At 62.3% G+C, this 17499-nt stretch carries 19 protein-coding genes and 1 tRNA gene; 9 read left to right on the top strand and 11 right to left on the bottom strand.

Going from position 1 to position 17499, the window contains the following annotated elements:
- Nucleotides 1-9: 9 nt before the first annotated feature.
- The 6 genes from nusA to lnt all read right to left on the bottom strand — a co-directional run bounded on the left by nusA (nt 10) and on the right by lnt (nt 7110).
- Complete coding sequence (gene nusA / locus QOV41_RS00655) at nt 10-1608, bottom strand: transcription termination factor NusA (RefSeq protein ID WP_284578836.1); 1599 nt, start codon at nt 1606-1608, stop codon at nt 10-12.
- A complete protein-coding gene (gene rimP / locus QOV41_RS00650; RefSeq protein ID WP_284578835.1) occupies nt 1609-2238 on the bottom strand; it encodes a ribosome maturation factor RimP in 630 nt (209 codons plus the stop codon).
- A gap of 113 nt (nt 2239-2351) precedes the next feature.
- The gene (locus QOV41_RS00645) at nt 2352-3314 is read right to left on the bottom strand and encodes a ketopantoate reductase family protein (protein WP_284578834.1); all 963 of its coding nucleotides are present in this window, start codon (nt 3312-3314) and stop codon (nt 2352-2354) included.
- An 11-nt stretch (nt 3315-3325) separates the two neighbouring features.
- Nucleotides 3326-4030, bottom strand: a complete 705-nt coding sequence (gene trmB / locus QOV41_RS00640) for a tRNA (guanosine(46)-N7)-methyltransferase TrmB (protein ID WP_284578833.1) — start codon at nt 4028-4030, stop codon at nt 3326-3328.
- A 59-nt stretch (nt 4031-4089) separates the two neighbouring features.
- A complete protein-coding gene (gene metK, locus QOV41_RS00635; RefSeq protein ID WP_284578832.1) occupies nt 4090-5346 on the bottom strand; it encodes a methionine adenosyltransferase in 1257 nt (418 codons plus the stop codon).
- Nucleotides 5347-5499: 153 nt separating this feature from the next.
- Nucleotides 5500-7110 carry an apolipoprotein N-acyltransferase gene (lnt, locus tag QOV41_RS00630; RefSeq protein ID WP_284578831.1) on the bottom strand — a complete coding sequence of 537 codons (1611 nt, stop codon included), beginning with the start codon at nt 7108-7110 and terminating at the stop codon, nt 5500-5502.
- A gap of 101 nt (nt 7111-7211) precedes the next feature.
- Between lnt and tsaB the strand changes: the two genes are divergently transcribed.
- The 3 genes from tsaB (at nt 7212) to QOV41_RS00615 (ending at nt 8769) form a co-directional block, all read left to right on the top strand.
- Nucleotides 7212-7820 (top strand): tRNA (adenosine(37)-N6)-threonylcarbamoyltransferase complex dimerization subunit type 1 TsaB, encoded by a 609-nt coding sequence (gene tsaB / locus QOV41_RS00625; RefSeq protein WP_284578830.1) that lies wholly within the window; start codon nt 7212-7214, stop codon nt 7818-7820.
- Nucleotides 7817-8296, top strand: coding sequence for a ribosomal protein S18-alanine N-acetyltransferase (rimI, locus tag QOV41_RS00620; RefSeq protein WP_284578829.1), 480 nt, complete (start codon nt 7817-7819; stop codon nt 8294-8296). The genes tsaB and rimI overlap by 4 nt, the downstream gene beginning before the upstream one ends.
- An 83-nt stretch (nt 8297-8379) precedes the next feature.
- Nucleotides 8380-8769: a Fur family transcriptional regulator gene (locus QOV41_RS00615; protein ID WP_284581402.1), complete on the top strand. Its 390-nt coding sequence runs from the start codon at nt 8380-8382 to the stop codon at nt 8767-8769.
- Nucleotides 8770-8800: 31 nt separating this feature from the next.
- Here QOV41_RS00615 and QOV41_RS00610 read toward each other — a convergent pair whose 3' ends face one another.
- The 5 genes from QOV41_RS00610 to QOV41_RS00590 form a co-directional block, all read right to left on the bottom strand.
- A complete protein-coding gene (locus QOV41_RS00610; protein ID WP_284578828.1) occupies nt 8801-9058 on the bottom strand; it encodes a hypothetical protein in 258 nt (85 codons plus the stop codon).
- Between the two features lie 102 nt (nt 9059-9160).
- The gene (gene pncB / locus QOV41_RS00605) at nt 9161-10468 is read right to left on the bottom strand and encodes a nicotinate phosphoribosyltransferase (protein ID WP_284578827.1); all 1308 of its coding nucleotides are present in this window, start codon (nt 10466-10468) and stop codon (nt 9161-9163) included.
- Nucleotides 10469-10528: 60 nt separating this feature from the next.
- Nucleotides 10529-11692, bottom strand: a complete 1164-nt coding sequence (locus tag QOV41_RS00600) for a winged helix-turn-helix domain-containing protein (RefSeq protein ID WP_284578826.1) — start codon at nt 11690-11692, stop codon at nt 10529-10531.
- A gap of 126 nt (nt 11693-11818) precedes the next feature.
- Nucleotides 11819-11894, bottom strand: a tRNA-Ala gene (locus QOV41_RS00595).
- Nucleotides 11895-12088: 194 nt separating this feature from the next.
- Complete coding sequence (locus QOV41_RS00590; RefSeq protein ID WP_284578824.1) at nt 12089-12493, bottom strand: TIGR02300 family protein; 405 nt, start codon at nt 12491-12493, stop codon at nt 12089-12091.
- 181 nt (nt 12494-12674) lie between these two features.
- On the opposite strand from QOV41_RS00590, the gene QOV41_RS00585 reads away from it, so the two are divergent.
- The 6 genes from QOV41_RS00585 (at nt 12675) to QOV41_RS00560 (ending at nt 17499) form a co-directional block, all read left to right on the top strand.
- Nucleotides 12675-13316, top strand: a complete 642-nt coding sequence (locus QOV41_RS00585) for a (d)CMP kinase (protein ID WP_284578823.1) — start codon at nt 12675-12677, stop codon at nt 13314-13316.
- A 105-nt stretch (nt 13317-13421) separates the two neighbouring features.
- Nucleotides 13422-15185: a 30S ribosomal protein S1 gene (gene rpsA, locus QOV41_RS00580; protein WP_284578821.1), complete on the top strand. Its 1764-nt coding sequence runs from the start codon at nt 13422-13424 to the stop codon at nt 15183-15185.
- Between the two features lie 32 nt (nt 15186-15217).
- Nucleotides 15218-15757, top strand: coding sequence for a GNAT family N-acetyltransferase (locus QOV41_RS00575; RefSeq protein WP_284578819.1), 540 nt, complete (start codon nt 15218-15220; stop codon nt 15755-15757).
- A gap of 75 nt (nt 15758-15832) precedes the next feature.
- Entirely contained in the window at nt 15833-16795 is a 963-nt protein-coding gene (gene sppA / locus QOV41_RS00570; RefSeq protein WP_284578818.1) for a signal peptide peptidase SppA, read from the top strand.
- 30 nt (nt 16796-16825) lie between these two features.
- The gene (locus QOV41_RS00565; RefSeq protein ID WP_284578816.1) at nt 16826-17107 is read left to right on the top strand and encodes an integration host factor subunit beta; all 282 of its coding nucleotides are present in this window, start codon (nt 16826-16828) and stop codon (nt 17105-17107) included.
- Nucleotides 17108-17139: 32 nt separating this feature from the next.
- Nucleotides 17140-17499 carry a lipopolysaccharide assembly protein LapA domain-containing protein gene (locus tag QOV41_RS00560; protein ID WP_284578815.1) on the top strand — a complete coding sequence of 120 codons (360 nt, stop codon included), beginning with the start codon at nt 17140-17142 and terminating at the stop codon, nt 17497-17499.

Raw genomic sequence — 17499 nt, 5'->3', positions numbered from 1 at the left:
GAAACGGCCTTAGGCCGTTGCCTCTTCGGTGGTGTCGACTTCTTCGGTGGCAGGCATATCCTCTTCGGTGATCCAGCCGGCCTTGAGGCGAGCCTGCATGATCATGTCCTCGGCCTCTTCGCGCGACACGGGGAAGTCCTTGAAAGTCCCCTCGAAGCGCTTGGTTTCGCCATCCTTGCGTTCGCTCCAGCCCACCAGATCGTCGGCGGCGCAACCGGCAAAGTCTTCCACCGACTTGATGTCGTCCTTGCCCAGGGCTACCAGCATGGCGGCGTTGAGGCCCGGGATCTCATAAAGCTCCTCGGAGACGCCCAATTGCTGGCGCTCGTCGTCATGCTTACGGTCGATCTCGGCCAAATATTCGGTAGCGCGGTTCTGGATTTCCCCAGCCGTTTCCTCGTCGAACCCATCGATCGAGGCGATTTCACCGGCGTCGATATAGGCCAGTTCCTCGACCGAGGAGAAGCCTTCCGAAGCCAGTAGTTGGGCAACCATCTCGTCGACGTCAAGGGCTTCCATGAACAGCGAGGAGCGTTCGGTGAATTCCTTCTGGCGCCGCTCGGACTCTTCCTGCTCGGTCAGGATGTCGATATCCCAGCCGATCAACTGGCTGGCGAGGCGCACATTCTGGCCACGGCGACCAATAGCTAGCGACAGCTGCTCGTCGGGGACCACCACTTCGATGCGCTCGGCCTGCTCGTCCAAAACCACTTTGGCGACGTCGGCCGGCTGCAGCGCAGAGACCACGAGGTCAGCAATGGAGTCGGTCCAGGGGATGATATCGATCTTTTCACCTTGCAATTCGCCGACCACAGCCTGCACGCGAGAACCGCGCATACCGACGCAGGCGCCCACAGGATCGATCGATGAATCCGAGGAGGTAACGGCGATTTTGGCGCGCGAACCCGGATCGCGGGCGATCGAGCGGATGGTGATCACGCCATCATAGATTTCCGGCACTTCCTGCATGAACAGTTTGGCCATGAACTGCGGGTGGGTGCGCGACAAGAAAATCTGCGGCCCACGCTGCTCGCGGCGCACGTCATAGACATAGGCGCGCACGCGGTCGCCATAGCGGAACATCTCGCGCGGGATCAGCTCGTCGCGGCGGATGATGGCTTCGCCTCGGCCCAGGTCGACAATCACATTGCCGTATTCCACGCGCTTGACCGAGCCATTGACGATCTCGCCGATGCGGTTGACGTATTCGTCATACATGCGCTCGCGCTCGGCATCGCGCACCTTCTGCACGATCACCTGCTTGGCGGACTGGGCGGCGATGCGGCCGAATTCCATGGGTGGCAGCGGCTCGGTCAGAAAGTCGCCGACCTTGGCTTCGGGCGACTTGATCTGCGCCTGCTTGAGCGTCACCTGACGGCTGGTCTCTTCGACCTCTTCGACGATCTCGAGGAGGCGCCACATGCGGGTTTCGCCCGAGCGAGGGTTGATCTCGACCTTGATCTCGGTCTCGGCGCCGTACCGGCCCTTGGCCGCCTTTTCCATGGCGTCCTGCATCGCCTCGATCACGACCATGCGGTCGATCGACTTTTCGCGGGCTACGGCGTCGGCGATCTGCAGCAGCTCGAGGCGGTTTGCGCTAACGGCCATTTAGTGTGTCTCCTTGGAGATATCTTCGTCGTCATTATCGGCATCGAGGATCTCGACCGTCTCGGTCTCCTCGTCGTCGATGGGGTGGAGTGCCTGTTCGGCCCGAGCCATATCCATGAGCTTGTCGGTCATCACGAGCTTGGCTTCGGCGATGTCGACGAAGCGCAGGCGATGAGCGGGGTCGGTGCCGCCGGGCGCGTCGGGCAAGGTGATCGTTACAGCCTCGTCGTCAACCGAATGGATGAAGCCGCGGAAGCGCTTGCGGCCATTGATCATGTCGGACAGTTCGATCTTGACTTCGTGGCCAACAAAGCGCTCGAAATCGCGCTTGCGCACCAGCGGCCGGTCAATGCCGGGCGAGGAAACCTCGAGGTGGTATTCGCGGTCGATGGGGTCTTCCACATCAAGCACCGGCGAGACGTCTTTGCTCAGCGTCTCGCAGTCGGTGATGGTGAAGCGCCCATTCTCGTCTTCGGCCATGATCTGGAGGGTCATGCCGTTTTCCTGGCTGATCTTGATACGCACCAGCGAATAGCCGAGCCCATTGGCCACCGGCTCGACAATGGCGGCGACGCGGGCTTCGAGCCCGGTTTCCTTGATGTAGCGCTTTTCGGTTAGATCGAAAGCCATCGGTCCCTTGGGTAATAAAAAAGAGCGGGGCCGGGAGGCTCCCACTCTGCAAGATGCCAGAGATGTTGGATCGCTATATAGCGCCGAACCGGTTGCGCTGCAAGGGTATGGTCTCAGCCAATGCCGGGCAGGGCCGCCTTGGCTTCCGCAACACTCATTGTTCCGGCACCGCCGCCCGCAAACAGCATGCGCTTGGCGTGACGGGCAAAATAGGCATTGACCGGCGCCAGCACCCCAAACTTTCGCCCCAGAAGAGCGATTTCGCCATTGAGATAATCGGTTTCTATCGATCCTGCGCCGCGGGCGAGACTCTGCGCCGAGGAAGAGCCGCCTGCCTGCGCACCGGGGATCTGCCGGAAGTCGGCGATGGCTTCGCGCCCATTCATGTCGGCCGGCTCGATTCCGGCCGCGGCATAGACGGCTCGTGCCTCGGCCCGCGCCGCCTTGATGAAGTCCTCGCGCCCATCCTGCTGGCCCAGGCAGGCATCAATGGCATTGGTCAGGTTGACCAACAGCTTGGCATATTTGAACGGGGCGATGTCGTCATGGCAGAAGGCTGCGAAGCCGGCGCTCTCGAGCGCCGCACTCACCTGCGCTGCATGGGTCTGCTCGCCGGTGCCATGGCGGGCGATGTCGAAAATCCCCAGCTTGGGCCCGAAAAAGCAACTGACCTCCCCCGGGGTCAGGAATGTCACCGGCATGGAGACGACGACGCCATAGACGTTGGGGAAGCGGCGAAGCGCAAAGTCCTCGTTCGCAAATCCATTCTGCATGCAGAAGATCGCCTGCTCGTACACGCCCGCTGCCTGCAACCGCTCGAGCGCGGGCAGCGTGTCCTGTGTCTTGATGGTGAGCAGCACGACATCGTCGGGCCTGAAGTCGATCTCGGTGGGATCTCTGACGGTTGCGAAGCGCGCGTCGTGGTTGCCCTCCGGCGTGCGCAGCCGCAGGCCGGACTGCCGGATTGCCTCGAGCTGGGCGCCGCGGGCGATACCGATCATCTCGTGTCCCGTCTGGGTCAACCGGACCGCCAGCGTGCCGCCAATCGCGCCCACGCCATAGATGATGATGCGCATGGGTTTCGCTCCTAAGTCCGGTTGAAAGTGAAGTAGAAGCTGGTCATGCGGCCCTCCCGGCGCGCCTTCTGCTCGTACCGCGTCGCTTGCCACCCGGAATAGGGCTCATGCCAACTGCCCGGCCGCTCTGGCTCGAAACTGAAGAGCGGCTGGCGCACGATATGGGCCAGCGTCCAATTGGCATAGTCCTCGATATCGGTGGCGAAGTGGAACTTGCCACCCTCCCGGATCACCCGCGCCAATTCTCCCAGAGTCGTCGGCGACACGAAGCGCCGCTTATGGTGGCGCGTCTTGGGCCAAGGATCGGGATAAAGCAGGTAAACTTCGTCGATGCTGCCTTCGGGCAGTTGCACCAGGAGCTTTAGCGCATCATCAGTGAAGAGCCGAATATTGCGCAGCTCTTGACCCGCGATGGTCTGCACCATCTTGCCGATACCGCCGGTGAATACCTCGCAGCCGATAAAACCCGTTTTCGGGTTTTCGGCGGCCTGGCGCGCCAGATGCTCTCCCCCGCCATAGCCGATCTCGACAACAATCCGCTCGGCATCGGGGAAGAGGCTGCGCGGATTGAGGGGGCCTTCGAGCTTGATCTCGAGCTGGGGCAGGGTGGCATCGAACACGGCCTGCTGGCCGCCATGCAGTTTCTTGCCGGATCGGCGGCCGAAAAAGGCGCGCGGCTCGCCGGATCGGGTCTTGGGAAGCTCGTGATCGGTCATGCTGTTTGACTAGCGGCGCCGCGCCCTAAGCGCAACGCCGAGCTTGCTCGAAGCGGCGACTAGCGCACCGCATCCTTGAGCGCTTTGACGAGGTCCGTCTTCTCCCAGGAGAAGCTGCCATCCCGGCCAGCCTTACGGCCGAAGTGTCCGTAGGCGGCCGTCTTGGCGTAGATGGGCTTGTTGAGGTCGAGATGGGTGCGGATTCCACGCGGGGTCAGGTCCATGACCTTGCCCAATGCTTGTTCCACCACCGCCTCGTCAACCTTGCCGGTGCCATGCAGATCCACATAAACCGACAGCGGCTGCGCCACCCCGATGGCATAGGAGAGCTGGATAGTGGCGCGATCGGCAAGTCCGGCAGCCACGACATTCTTGGCGAGGTAGCGGGCGGCATAGGCCGCCGAGCGATCGACCTTGGTCGGATCCTTGCCCGAGAAGGCGCCGCCACCATGGGGCGCTGCTCCGCCATAGGTGTCGACGATGATCTTCCGGCCGGTGAGGCCCGCATCGCCATCTGGCCCGCCGACCACGAACTTGCCCGTAGGGTTGATGTGCCAGACCGTTTCCTCGTCGATCCAGCCTTCGGGCAGCGCTTCACGGATAAAGGGCTCGACAATGGTGCGAACGTCGGCGGAGGTCAGCGTTTCATCCAGATGCTGGGTGGAGAGCACGATCTGCGTCACGCCAACCGGCATGCCGTTCTCGTAGCGCACTGTGACCTGGCTTTTGGCATCGGGGCCGAGCGTGCCGGCGGGGCCATGATTGGCTTTCCGAGCGGTGGTGATGGTCTCGAGGATCTTGTGGGCATAGTAGATCGGCGCGGGCAGCAATTCGGGGGTTTCCCGCGCCGCATAGCCGAACATGATGCCCTGGTCGCCAGCGCCCACATCCTTGTTGCCTGTCTCGTCGACACCCTGGGCGATGTCGGCCGACTGGCCATGCAGCAGCACGTCGATTCTGCAGGTCTTCCAGTGAAAGCCTGGTTGCTCGTAGCCGATGGCGCGGATGGCCTTACGGGCTGCCGACTTGAACTTGGAAGGGTTCACCACCGGAGCGCCGGAGGCGTCGGTGACGATGTTGCCGTCCTTGCCTCTTTTGAGCAGCGTCTCGGGCACGCGAACCTCGCCAGCGATCACCACGCGATTGGTCGTGGCCAGGGTCTCGCAGGCAATGCGCACCTTGGCGGGATCCATGCCGGTCTTCTTGGCTTCACGGAATACGAGGTCGACGATCTCGTCCGAGATGCGGTCGCAGACCTTGTCGGGATGACCCTCCGAAACCGACTCGGAGGTGAAAAGATAGGAAGACCGCGCCAAGCCAAAATTCCCTGAACTTGCCAAAACTGGCCGAAAACGAGCTATTCGGACGGGTTTGTGACACCAGCACGCCAACCGGTCAAGGCGGATATAAAGAAAGCTTGATATGTTCGGCGCCCCATCCGGAGCATGGTTTAGCGCGCCTTACACGTGCTAGCGCACCCGTCTGGGGCGCCGACCCACCACCACCGAGATCAGCACCCCGGCCAGAAGGGCAATCAAGAGCGGCCAATACCGGATCTGGCTGAACGTCGTCGGCGCCAGGCGCAGATGGGGATTGGCATCGAGCACGGCCATCTGCTGGGGCGCAATCTCGGCTGTGACGCGGCCCAAGGGGTCGGTCGCAAAGGTGAGGCCGGAATTGGCCGCCCGGAGCAGGCTCATGCCCTCTTCGACCGCGCGGACACGGGCATGGTGGGCGTGCTGCGCCGGGCCGATAGAGCCATCGAACCAGGCATCATTGGTGATGTTGAGCATGAACTGGGCGGCTTCAGTATCCCCCAAATCGCCCGAGAACAGGACTTCGTAGCAGATCAATGCCAGGAAGGCGGGCGTATTGGGTAGGCTCATCAACCGGCGGCGCGCATCGCCGTGGCCCCAGCCTTCGGCCCCCGGCACGAATTGCTTGATGCCCAGCTGACCGAAAAAGTCCTGGAACGGCAGGAACTCGCCAAACGGCACCAGATGCGACTTGTCATAGGAGGCGATCACCTCGCCATTGCTGTCGATTGCCAGAAGCGCGTTGTAGGGCGGACCCGGCGTGCCGATTGCTCCTGGTTCGAAGGCCTGCCGGGGCGCACCCGCCAGGAGCGTCGTGGTGTCGGGAAGAAGCCGCGCTATGCGCGCCAGCGCGTCGGGATAGGTCGACAAAAAGAAGGGCAGGCTCGATTCGGGCCAGACCACGTGGGTGATATCGGCGATCCCCTGGTCGGTGGGGTCCATCCGCATGTCGGTCAGCATCAGGAGGCGGTCGATCAGCGCCACCGGATCGGCATTGCCCCAGTCGGCATGTTCATAGACCAGCGGCTGCACCAGCCGGAATGCGACGTCCGTCCGTTCCGTAACCGCCATGCCGGTCAGCCGGTTATAGCCATAGCCGAGCTGCGAGGCGATCACGAGGAGGCTGAGGAAGAACGGCAGGAGCCGCCGCGACAGCGCGCGGCCATCCGCCGGCCAGATCAGAGCAGGGGTGCCCGCCAAAAGGGCAGCGAGGAAGGTCAGCCCGTAGATGCCGATGAGCGAGGCCAGCTGCATCATTTCGTCGGTCGGGGTGAGCGCATAGCCCAGAAGATCGAAAGGAAACCCGGTGAAGATATGCCCGCGCAGCCATTCGGCGATGGTGATGAAGGTCGCCAGGGTGACGATCCGCCAGGCGCCGTGGCTCCAGAACAGATGCGCCGCTGCGCTCCCGATTCCCCAGAAAAACGCGATCAGCGCCGCCAACGCCAGAATGGCGAAGGGCATGAGCGCCAGCATGACGCCGCCCTCTACGAAAAAGGCCGCGCCCAGCCAGTGAAAAGCGACGGTGAAATAGCCCCAGCCAAACGCAAAACCGATAGTAAAGGCCGGCCCAAATAGGCGCCGCCAGCCCTTCGGCCGTTCGGCGCCATCGAGGCACCACACCCAGATGGGGAAAGCGAGGAACAGTGCGGGCAGAATAAAGAGCGGCGGCACGGACAGACCGGCCACCGCGCCTGCGAGCACCAGCAGCAGGAAGCGTCGCCAGCCATGGCTAAGCATTGCCGTTTCGGCCAGCCAGGTCACAGGGAAGATCTCGGCGAATCGGTCTGCATGGGCGCAAGCTGGCTGCCTCCCGCGCCTCCGTCAATCTCGACAGGGAGCAGAGCGAGCGCTAGAGCGGTGGCATGACCCTGCCCATCACTCTCGCCATCGATACCGCCGCGCCGCGCTTGCAGCTGGGGCTCCTGCTCGCAGATGGCGCTGTGGATGTGTCGATCGATGAGATCGCGACGGGGCACGCCGAACTGATCTTTGACCGCATTGCCTTGCTGCTGCACCGCAACGGGGTCGGCTACCCCGATCTCGGGCGCATTGCCACAACCACGGGTCCGGGCTCGTTTACCGGCCTGCGCATTGGCCTCTCGGCTGCTCGCGGCATCGGGCTGGCAAGATCCATCCCGGTGGTGGGCGTTCCCAGTCTACTGGCCCTGTCGCTGGCGGTCGAAGGCCCTTCCACCGTGTTGCTCGATGCGCGCCGGGGCGAGGCCTATTTCCAGACCTTCTCCGCTCCGGCAATAGCAGCCAGCGAGCCCCTGCTGCTCCCCATGGAAGTGGCCCAGGAGCGTGTCGACCCTGCCACCACGCTGCTGCAGTCTCCCTTTGTCGAGATTGCCATGCTGGCCCGCTACGCGGCGGCGGCGGACCCGACGACCCACCCGCCCGAAGCCACTTATGTGCGCGATGCCGACGCTAAGCCGCAGACTGCCAATCGCATTGCGCGGAAGCCGGCATGATCAAGCTCTGGATGGCGCCGGCCGGACTCCACGTGGAAATGGGCCAGGACGGGGATGCTGCCGAGCTCGCGCGCATCCACAAAACCGGATTTTTCCGTGGCTGGTCGGCCCAGGAGTTCGCCGAGTTCCTGGCCGAGCGCAATACGCCTATCTATGTGGCCTGTGACGCCAAGCGCCGCATTGCCGGCTTTGCCCTGATCCGGATTGCGGCCGATGAAGCCGAGCTTTTGACCATTGCCGTTGATCCCAAGTGGCGCGGCAAAAAAATCGGACGGGCACTGCTGCACGCCACCTTTCAGGACCTCATGCTCTCGCCCGCCAAGCGAATGTTTCTTGAGGTCGAGGAGCAGAATGCCGCCGCCATTCGGCTCTATCGCAACGAGGGTTTTCGCGAGATTGCACGGCGCGACGGCTACTACGCGCGCGTTGACGGCAGCGCGGCCACGGCGCTTGTCATGGCGCGTGATCTTGGTTAACCCGTCCTGATGCAGCAGGGAGCCAAGGCTTGAGCAAAACCCCGCCAGATCCGACGCTCGAGGAGGCCTGCGTTGCCCGTGGCATGCGCATGACCGACCAGCGGCGCGTTATCGCGCGGGTGATCGAGGAGAGCGCGGACCACCCCGACGTCGAGGAGCTTTATCGCCGCGCCGCGGCGGCCGATCCGCGCATCTCACTCTCGACTGTCTATCGCACCGTGAACCTGTTTGAGGAGGCGGGGCTCGTTACCAAGCACGACTTCAAGGATGGACGCGCCCGCTTCGAGCCCATTCCGGACGAGCACCACGACCATTTGATCGACATCCGCTCTGGCACCGTCATCGAATTCCGCAATGAGGAAATCGAGGCCATCCAGGAGCTCATCGCCAAGCGGCTCGGCTACCGCCTGGTGGACCATCGGCTCGAACTCTACGCCGTGCCGATCGACAAGGATACTGCAGCCAAGAAGTAGCCGCCCCCCACGCAGTTCACCCGCGTGCCTTTCACCTGCCGGCCAGCCGCCGCTTGAGCCGGGCGATGATGCCGGCGGCCTTGACCATCAGCGCCATGTCGGTGTGCGCCTCGTTGGCGTCCTGCGGGAGATCGGCCCAGACCGCAATGGTCAAGTCATGGGTCTGGCTGTGAGCCCCGTCATCCTCACTGAGGAGCGCCCGCACGTGGCCGGTGATCCGGCCTTGGAGGCGAGGATGCACCTGCTTGTCGCGGACGGCGATATCGATCAGTTCCAAACTCAACTGCATGCCCCTGGCCACTGGGCGACAGGCTAGAGTTGGGCGGTACCCACAAGGTTAACGATTGTTAGGCTTTCCCCGGTTCTCCACAGCCGAGGCAATTGCGTGGCATCATACGCGGACGGCGTGCTCCACGCGGCCGTCACTGCCGAAGACCTCGAGATAGCGGGCGATCTCTTCGGGCGTGCCGGTGGCCTTGGCGGGATTGTCCGAGAGTTTAACGGCAGGCCGGCCGTTGGCGCTACTGACTTTGGCGACGATCGAGATCGGCTCCAGCATGCGATTGGCTTCGGGGGCGCAGCCTTCGAAATCATTGGTGAGGTTGGTGCCCCAGCCAAAGCTCATGCGCACCTTGCCGTCGAAGTGGAGATAGGCTTCCTCGATCATGTCGACGTCGAGCCCGTCCGAGAAGATGAGTAGCTTCTCCTTGGGGTCGCGCCCGCGCGACTTCCACCATTCGATGATGCGCTCGCCACCAGCAATCGCCGGTGCGCTATCGGGGCGGAAACCAGTCCAGTCAGCGACCCAATCGGGTGCGTCGCGCAAAAAAGCATCGGTGCCGAAGGCATCGGGCAAAACGATCAGGAGGTTGCCGCCATAATAGCTCTTCCAGTCCTGCAGGACCCGATAGGGGGCCTCGCGCAGTTCGGCGTCGGAACGGGCGAGGGCCGCCAGCACCATCGGCAGTTCATGCGCATTGGTGCCCAGCGCCTCGAGGTCGGTATCCATCGCTAGCTTGACGTTGGACGTGCCGGTGAGGTTTTCGCCGATCCCTTCCTTGAGCGCATCGACGCACCAGCGCTGCCACAGAAAGGAATGACGTCGGCGCGTGCCGAAATCAGAAATCTTGAGGTCAGGCAGTTTTTGCAGCCGCTCCACCTTCTCCCACATCTTGGCCTTGGCTCGGGCGTAGAGCACGTCGAGCGTGAACGGCCCATAATTCTTCATTGCCGCACGGCTGCGCAGTTCATTGATGATGGCGAGGGCTGGAATTTCCCACATGGTGGTCTCAAGCCAAAGACCAGGAAACTCCAAGACGAATTGCCCGTCGCGTTTTTCCAGCCGGTATTCGGGCAGTTGAAAGCGCTCGAGCCACCGCAGAAAGCCGGGCTGGAAAATCTGCTTGGAGCCGTAGAAGGTGTTGCCGGCCAGCCAGATCATCTCTTTTTTCGACAGGCGCAAGGTGCGGCAGTGATCGAGCTGCGCCCGCAATTCGTCGATGTCGATTTCCTCGGCGAGCTTAACGGACTTGGTGCGGTTGATCAGCGAGAAGGTGGCGTCCACACGCGGATACAGCCCCCAGATCATCTGCAGCATCAGCAGCTTATAGAAATCCGTGTCGAGCAGGCTGCGCACGATCGGATCAAGCTTCCAGGCGTGATTGTGCACCCGGCGGGCGATATCGGTGTAGGTGGCCATTAATGTCCCCAAGTCCGGCTGGTTTCTAGCGCGCCCGGCGGGGGATGGAAAGGGAGCCGGTCAATCCTGTGCGTGCGGGGTACACTGGAACTGCTCGAAGACATGCATTGCCTCATCGATGGCTGCCTTGGCCTCGGTCCCGCAATCGGCAATCCAGGTCCAGTTCTGGACGATAAGCCGCCGCTCGCGCCGGTCTGTCTTGAGGTCGATGGCTGCCACCACTTTGTCCCCCACCAGCACCGGCAAGGCGAAATAGCCGAGCTTGCGCTTCTCCGCTGGCACATAGGCTTCAAACAGATGCTCGTAGTCGAACAAGAGCTTCAGCCGCTTGCGTTGAATGATCAGTGGATCGAACGGCGAGAGAATGTGGATGCGGTCAGCTTGTGCATGCTGCCGCTCGAGACTTTCTGGCGCGGCCCAGTGAGGCACCTTCTCGGCGCCCGCAATGGTGACGGGCACCAGGAGTTTGCGGCGCACGCGGCTTTCGATTAGCTCCCGCACGGCAGGTTTGCGGCTTGCCGCCAAGTGACAAATGGAATCAAGACTGACCACGCCCTGACTCCGCAAGGCGCGGTCGAGAAGATAGGCGGTGATCTGCCGGTCGGTGGCGGGTCGCGGCAACTTCTCCCAACCAAAATGACGGGTTAGGAGGTCATAGGTCTTGAGCATGCCTTCCCGCGCCGAGATCGTCACCAGCCCCTGATAGAACATCAACTGCAGTACCCGCTTGGACGGCTTGCGGCTGGCCCAGGGATGGGTCTTGTCGACCAGTTCATCGTCGTCGATGTCGCGGATCGACAGGGCCCCTTCGGATTTGAGGCGCCGGGTCATGGTTGCGATCTCGGCCCTGGTGACCGAGCCGAACCAGGCGCTGGGGTTCTCGCGATACGCCTTCATGGCGGGGATGAAGAACGGCAGGTCACGCGTGGGCACATAGCTTAGTGCATGCGTCCAATATTCAAAGATGCTCTTGCTCTCCGATTGCAGCGCCGCAAGATCACTCCGGCGATACTCCGGAATGCGCGACCACAGGATGTGATGATGGCAGCGCTCGATCACATGGATCGTATCGATCTGCACATAACCCAGCTGTTCTATCGCCGCCTGCGCCGCCGCCGGGCCCGCACCAAACGGCGCCTCCGCATCGAGCCGCTGCGCGTGCAGCCAGATCGCGCGAGCCCCTGCGGCTGAGATGGTGTGGGGCAATTTCGGCAAGCGTGCCATCCAGATCGAGAGACGTGACCATCAAATGACACGCGCCGGCTCAACCCGGTTCTCTCAAGCTAAGCTTTTCGAACCAAGGTTGCCCATCAATATCTGCTAAAGTTCTATGCTGCGGAGCAGCAAATTTGGTGGAGCCAAGCGGGATCGAACCGCTGACCTCTTGCATGCCATGCAAGCGCTCTCCCAGCTGAGCTATGGCCCCATCCGAGCAAGGTGCGAGGGGCAGAAGCCAATCTCGCTGACGTCCTTGCAGCAGTCTGTGTGGGTTCGGTCGGGAGTGTCCCCGTCCGAAGCGAGGCGGAACCTATTGGATCGTTTCCGCCAGCGCAAGTGCCTGGATGACACTTTTTTGTTGGACCGGCTGATTGCCTCAACCGGCCCTAAACTCAAACGAAATCAACGGTCTTCGTCGCCGCCGACGTCAAAACCGAGCTCTTCGTCCTCGTCTTCATCTTCTTCGAGGAACACGTCCTCGTCGTCGTCGCCGAGATCCTCTTCCACCTCGACCTCGACGTCATCGGTGTCGGGAACATCGTCACCGGACTCCTCGGCATCTGCCTCCTCGAGGCTGACGATTTCGGGACCTGCGGTCTCCTCTTCTTCCTCTTCGACCTCGTCCTCCTCGTCGTCCACCTTGCGGGCGGTAGCAGGGGAGGGCTTGCCGGCGAGGACCTGTTCGAAAAAGGAGCGCGGATAGCTCTTGCCCGTATAAGGCGAGACGATCGGGTCCATGTTGAGGTCGTAGAACTTCTTGCCCGTGTCGGGGTCGGTCCGCTTCGTGCCGCGTTCGGAACTGGCCATTGTGTTCCTCATGAAAGGGAATTTCTTCGGGGACATCGCCGCCGTTTCGTCGTCCGGTTATGGGCAAACCCCGCCCCTGTCAAACCCAAAATGCGGTGCGCCGGTTTCGGGGGGAGCCAGGGTGTGGCCTCGATCGTTCCAGCCGTGCTAAGCCGCGACCGACAAGCCAAGGACAAGCCGCATGATCATTGCCGTAGACGGTCCCGCAGCCTCGGGGAAGGGAACACTGGCGGCGGGCCTTGCCCGCCACTACGGTCTGCCCTACCTGGATACGGGCCTGCTCTATCGCGCCGTGGGGCTGGCGGTCACCAGCCAGGAGGACAGCGCCGAGTTCAAGCAAGCCGCCATTGCAGCGGCGCGCGCGCTCCGCGCTGAGCAATTGACCGATACCGCGGAACTGACCTCGGCGGGAGCCGGGGTCATGGCCAGCAAGGTGGCGGTGATCGGTCCGGTGCGGCAGGCGCTCTTTGATTACCAGCGCGATTTCGCCACCCAGCCGGGCGGAGCTGTGCTCGACGGTCGCGATATCGGCACCAAGATCTGCCCCGATGCCGATGTGAAGCTTTTTATCCAAGCCGACAGCAAGGCCCGCATGGAGCGGCGGGCCCGTCAGCTCGAAGCGCGTGGTCTGGAGGTTGATCGCTACGCGCTTTATCACCAGATCGAGGAACGGGATGCCCGCGATATGCTTAACCCGCATGGCGGCTTCTATGCGGCTGATGACGCGCACTTGCTCGACACGACGCTTCTCGGTATAGAGGCCGCACTCCGTGCCGCCATCGCGATTGTCGACAGCACCATGGCGCTCAAGGCAGGGCACTAGCCCTAATTTCCTCCTTGAGCATTGTGGGTCCGCCAATCATTCCAGCCTTGGCCCGGATTGGACTACCAAACCTTAGCTGAACCGATCGGGCGCTCGCGCGCCGGCATGCGCATTGCATGGCGGGCTCCGGTCTCAACCCAACCCCCGGTGCAACTGGAGAGAAATTTGGCACAGCAAACTGTGACGAAAGAAGATTTTGAATCCCTGTTGATGGATTCGTTTGTTGACAACGAGCCTTTGGAAGGCGCCGTCGTCAAGGGCAGGGTCGTCGCGATCGAAAAGGATCTCGCGATCATCGATGTCGGTCTCAAGACCGAAGGGCGCATCGCGCTTAAGGAATTCGGCCAGGCTGGCCGTGACGGCACCATCACCGTGGGCTCGGAAGTCGAGGTCTATGTCGACCGCGTCGAGAACGCCATGGGCGAGGCCGTGCTCAGCCGCGAGAAGGCCCGCCGGGAAGAGAGCTGGGTCAAGCTCGAAGAAATGTACAACAACAATGAGCGCGTTGAAGGCACCATCTTCAACCAGGTCAAGGGCGGCTTCACCGTCGACCTCGAAGGCGCCATTGCCTTCCTGCCGCGCTCGCAGGTCGATATCCGCCCGATCCGCGATATCGCGCCGCTCATGAACGTGCCGCAGCCCTTCCAGATCCTCAAGATGGACAAGCGCCGCGGCAATATCGTGGTGTCGCGCCGCGCCATTCTGGAAGAGTCGCGCGCCGAACAGCGCTCGGAAATCGTCCAGCAGCTCGAAGAGGGCCAGGTTGTCGACGGCGTGGTCAAGAACATCACCGATTATGGTGCGTTCGTTGATCTCGGCGGCATCGACGGTCTGCTCCACGTCACCGACATTGCTTGGCGCCGTGTGAACCACCCGTCCGAAGTGCTGACCATCGGCGAGACCATCAAGGTCCAGATCGTTCGTATCAACCACGAGTCGCACCGCATCAGCCTGGGCATGAAGCAGCTCCAGGCCGATCCGTGGGAAGGCATCGAGGCCAAGTACCCGATCAACGCCAAGTTCTCGGGCCGCGTGACCAACATCACCGACTACGGTGCGTTCGTCGAGCTCGAGCCAGGCATCGAAGGCTTGATCCACGTCTCGGAAATGAGCTGGACCAAGAAGAACGTCCATCCCGGCAAGATCGTCTCGACCTCCCAGGAAGTCGAAGTGGTCGTGCTCGAGGTCGATCCCGACAAGCGCCGCATCTCGCTGGGTCTCAAGCAGACCCTGCAGAACCCGTGGGAAGCGTTTGCCGAGAAGAACCCCGTTGGCGCGGTCATCGAAGGCGAAGTCAAGAACAAGACCGAATTTGGTCTGTTCATCGGCCTCGAAGGCGATGTGGACGGCATGGTGCACCTCTCCGACCTCGACTGGCAGAAGTCGGGCGAAGTGGCCTTGGAAGACTACAACCGTGGTGACATGGTTTCGGCCAAGGTGCTCGACGTCGACGTCGAGAAGGAGCGCATCAGCCTGGGCATCAAGCAGCTCGCGACCGGCGAAGTTGCCGATACGGCTGGCACCGAAGGCGGCATCCGCAAGGGTTCTGTCGTCACCGGCACCGTGACCGAAGTCAACGAGGGCGGCATCGAAGTTCGCATTGCCGACTCCGAAATGACTGCGTTCATCCGCCGCGCCGATCTCAGCCGCGATCGCAACGACCAGCGTCCCGAGCGCTTCAGCAAGGGCGAAAAGGTTGACGCACGCGTCACCCAGTACGATCGCAAGACCCAGCGCATCCAGCTTTCCATCAAGGCACTGGAAATCGCCGAGGAAAAGGAAGCCGTTGCCAATTACGGTTCGTCCGCTTCGGGCGCATCGCTGGGCGACATCCTGGGCGCTGCGCTCAAGGATCGCGACGACAAGTAAGTCTCGCAACTGCCAAATCGAGGCCCGCGCTTGTGAGCGCGGGCCTTTTGCTTTCTAACGGCACCATGCACCGCACGGCGATCCATTGGCGAAGCCTCACCACCCTGGATCTTCCGGCGGTCGAGGCCATTGCTGGCTCAGTGCACCCCAGCTTCCCAGAGGACATCGCCGTCCTGGCTGAGCGACAGCGGCTCTACCCCGACGGCGCGCGCTTTCTCGAACTGAACGGCCAGCCTGCTGGCTACGTCCTGTCGCACACCTGGACCCTCGGCGATCTTCCCGCGCTTAATTCGCGATTGGGCCATATTCCCGTTGGCGCCGACACCTACTACATCCACGATCTGGCACTGCTGCCCGTCGCCAGGGGCACCGGAGCTGCAACCCAGATCGTCGGCGCGCTGATCGAGCACGCCAAGAAACGCCGGTTCGCCAGCATCAGCTTGGTTGCGGTCAATGGCTCCGTCCCATTCTGGCGCAAGCATGGTTTCGAGGAGATCGAGAGCGCGGGACTTACAAGCAAGCTGGCGAGCTATGAGCCAACCGCCCGGCTAATGGTGCGGGCGCTAGCTTAGTCGTGTTTGCACTCGGTCTTGCCAGCCCCTGTGCCTCAGAGTAGTCCAGCCCTGTCGCACGAACACGAGGCGCAATTGAGCGATCAGCCCATTCCGCCGGCCGAGCCTGGCCGCGATCCGCATGCCGCTGTGGCCGCTGACACTTATCGGCGCTCGCGTGGCGTCTGGCGCGTGCTTGCCTTTCTGGCTCTCATTGCGCTGATCCTCGCGTTGTTCGGGCGCTTCGCCGCGCCGGAAAGCCCGGTGCAGGACTATATCGCCAGGCTGGAAATCGATGGCGCCATTGCCACCGACCCGGGTCGGCTTGCTGCCATCGAAGAGCTTGCCGAAGACGACAGCGTCAAGGCGGTGATCGTGGCGATCAATTCACCCGGTGGCACCACGGCGGGCGGCGAAGAACTCTACGAAGCCCTGGGCCAGCTGCGGGAAACCAAGCCAACCGTCGCTGTCATCAAGGAGCTCGGAGCATCCGCTGCCTATATGACGGCTATTGCTACCGACAGGATTTTTGCCCGACGTCTCTCCATCGTTGGCTCAATCGGTGTGCTCTACCAGCACGTCAACGCCGGCAAGTTGATGGACACGATTGGCGTAGATCTAGACAAGGTCGCTTCGGGACCATTGAAGGCCCAGCCTGATCTGGACGAACCACTCACCGGCGCCCCGCGCCAGTCCATCGCTGCCCTCGTGGACGATAGCTTCCAATGGTTCGTGGATATCGTCGCGGAGCGCCGCAACCTCGCTCGCCCCGTGGCGCTGGGTCTTGCGGACGGACGGATCGTCACCGGCCGCGTCGGCGTCGAAGCGGGGCTCATCGATGCCATTGGCGGGGAAGCAGAAGCGCAGGCCTGGCTTGAAACCGCGGCAAGCGTTCCGGCCGATCTTGAGATCAGTACGGTATGGCCTGAGCCTGAGGCGGGGTTTGACTGGTGGAACCTTGTCTTGGGCGGGCAGGCGCGTTCTTGGCTGGGTCTGCCGCAAGGTCCTATGCCGCTTGACGGTTTGGTCTCGCTTTGGCAGGTTGGCCCCGCGTCCTGAAGCGGCAGGAAGCGTCGAGAGGAGCCTGGGATGATCAAGTCGGAACTAGTGGAGAAGCTTGCGGCAGAGAACCCGCACCTGTTCCAGCGCGACATCGAAAATATCGTCAATGCCATTTTGGACGAGATCGGCGATGCCATGGCGCGCGGCGATCGGGTAGAACTCCGTGGCTTCGGTGCGTTTTCGGTCAAGAACCGTCCGGCGCGCGTCGGACGCAACCCGCGGACGGGTGAACAGGTTGAAGTGGGCGAGAAGTATGTCCCGCAATTCAAGGCGGGCAAGGAAATCCGCGAGCGGCTCAACCGTTCGTAACGGGATAAGCAATCCCCAATAGGCACCCGCTTATGACTAGAAAAATCGTTGGCTGGCTGGTTCTGGTGCCCCTGTGCCTGGTGCTGATCGTGTTTGCGCTGGCCAATCGTCACCTCGTGGCCGTTAACCTCAATCCCTTCAATTTTGTCGAGGCGCCTGCGCCAGGTTATGGCGTGCCGCTCTTTATCGTGCTTTACGTGGTCCTTCTGGTGGGCGTCCTGTTGGGTGGCATTGCCACCTGGTTTGCCCAGGCGCACCATCGGCGCGCGGAAAAACATTGGCGGCGCGAAGCCCGGCACCTCAACGAGGAGCTGGAAACCATGCGCCGCAATCAAGTGGTCCCGGCCAATGCGCCGGTTGCCGAAGTCGATGACCTGCTGGAGCTGCGCTGA

It is taken from the genome of Devosia sp. RR2S18 (genome assembly GCF_030177755.1).
Lineage (GTDB): Bacteria > Pseudomonadota > Alphaproteobacteria > Rhizobiales > Devosiaceae > Devosia > Devosia rhizosphaerae.
Note: the sequence above shows the minus strand (reverse complement) of the source record. Positions and strands in the feature narration are given on the sequence as shown.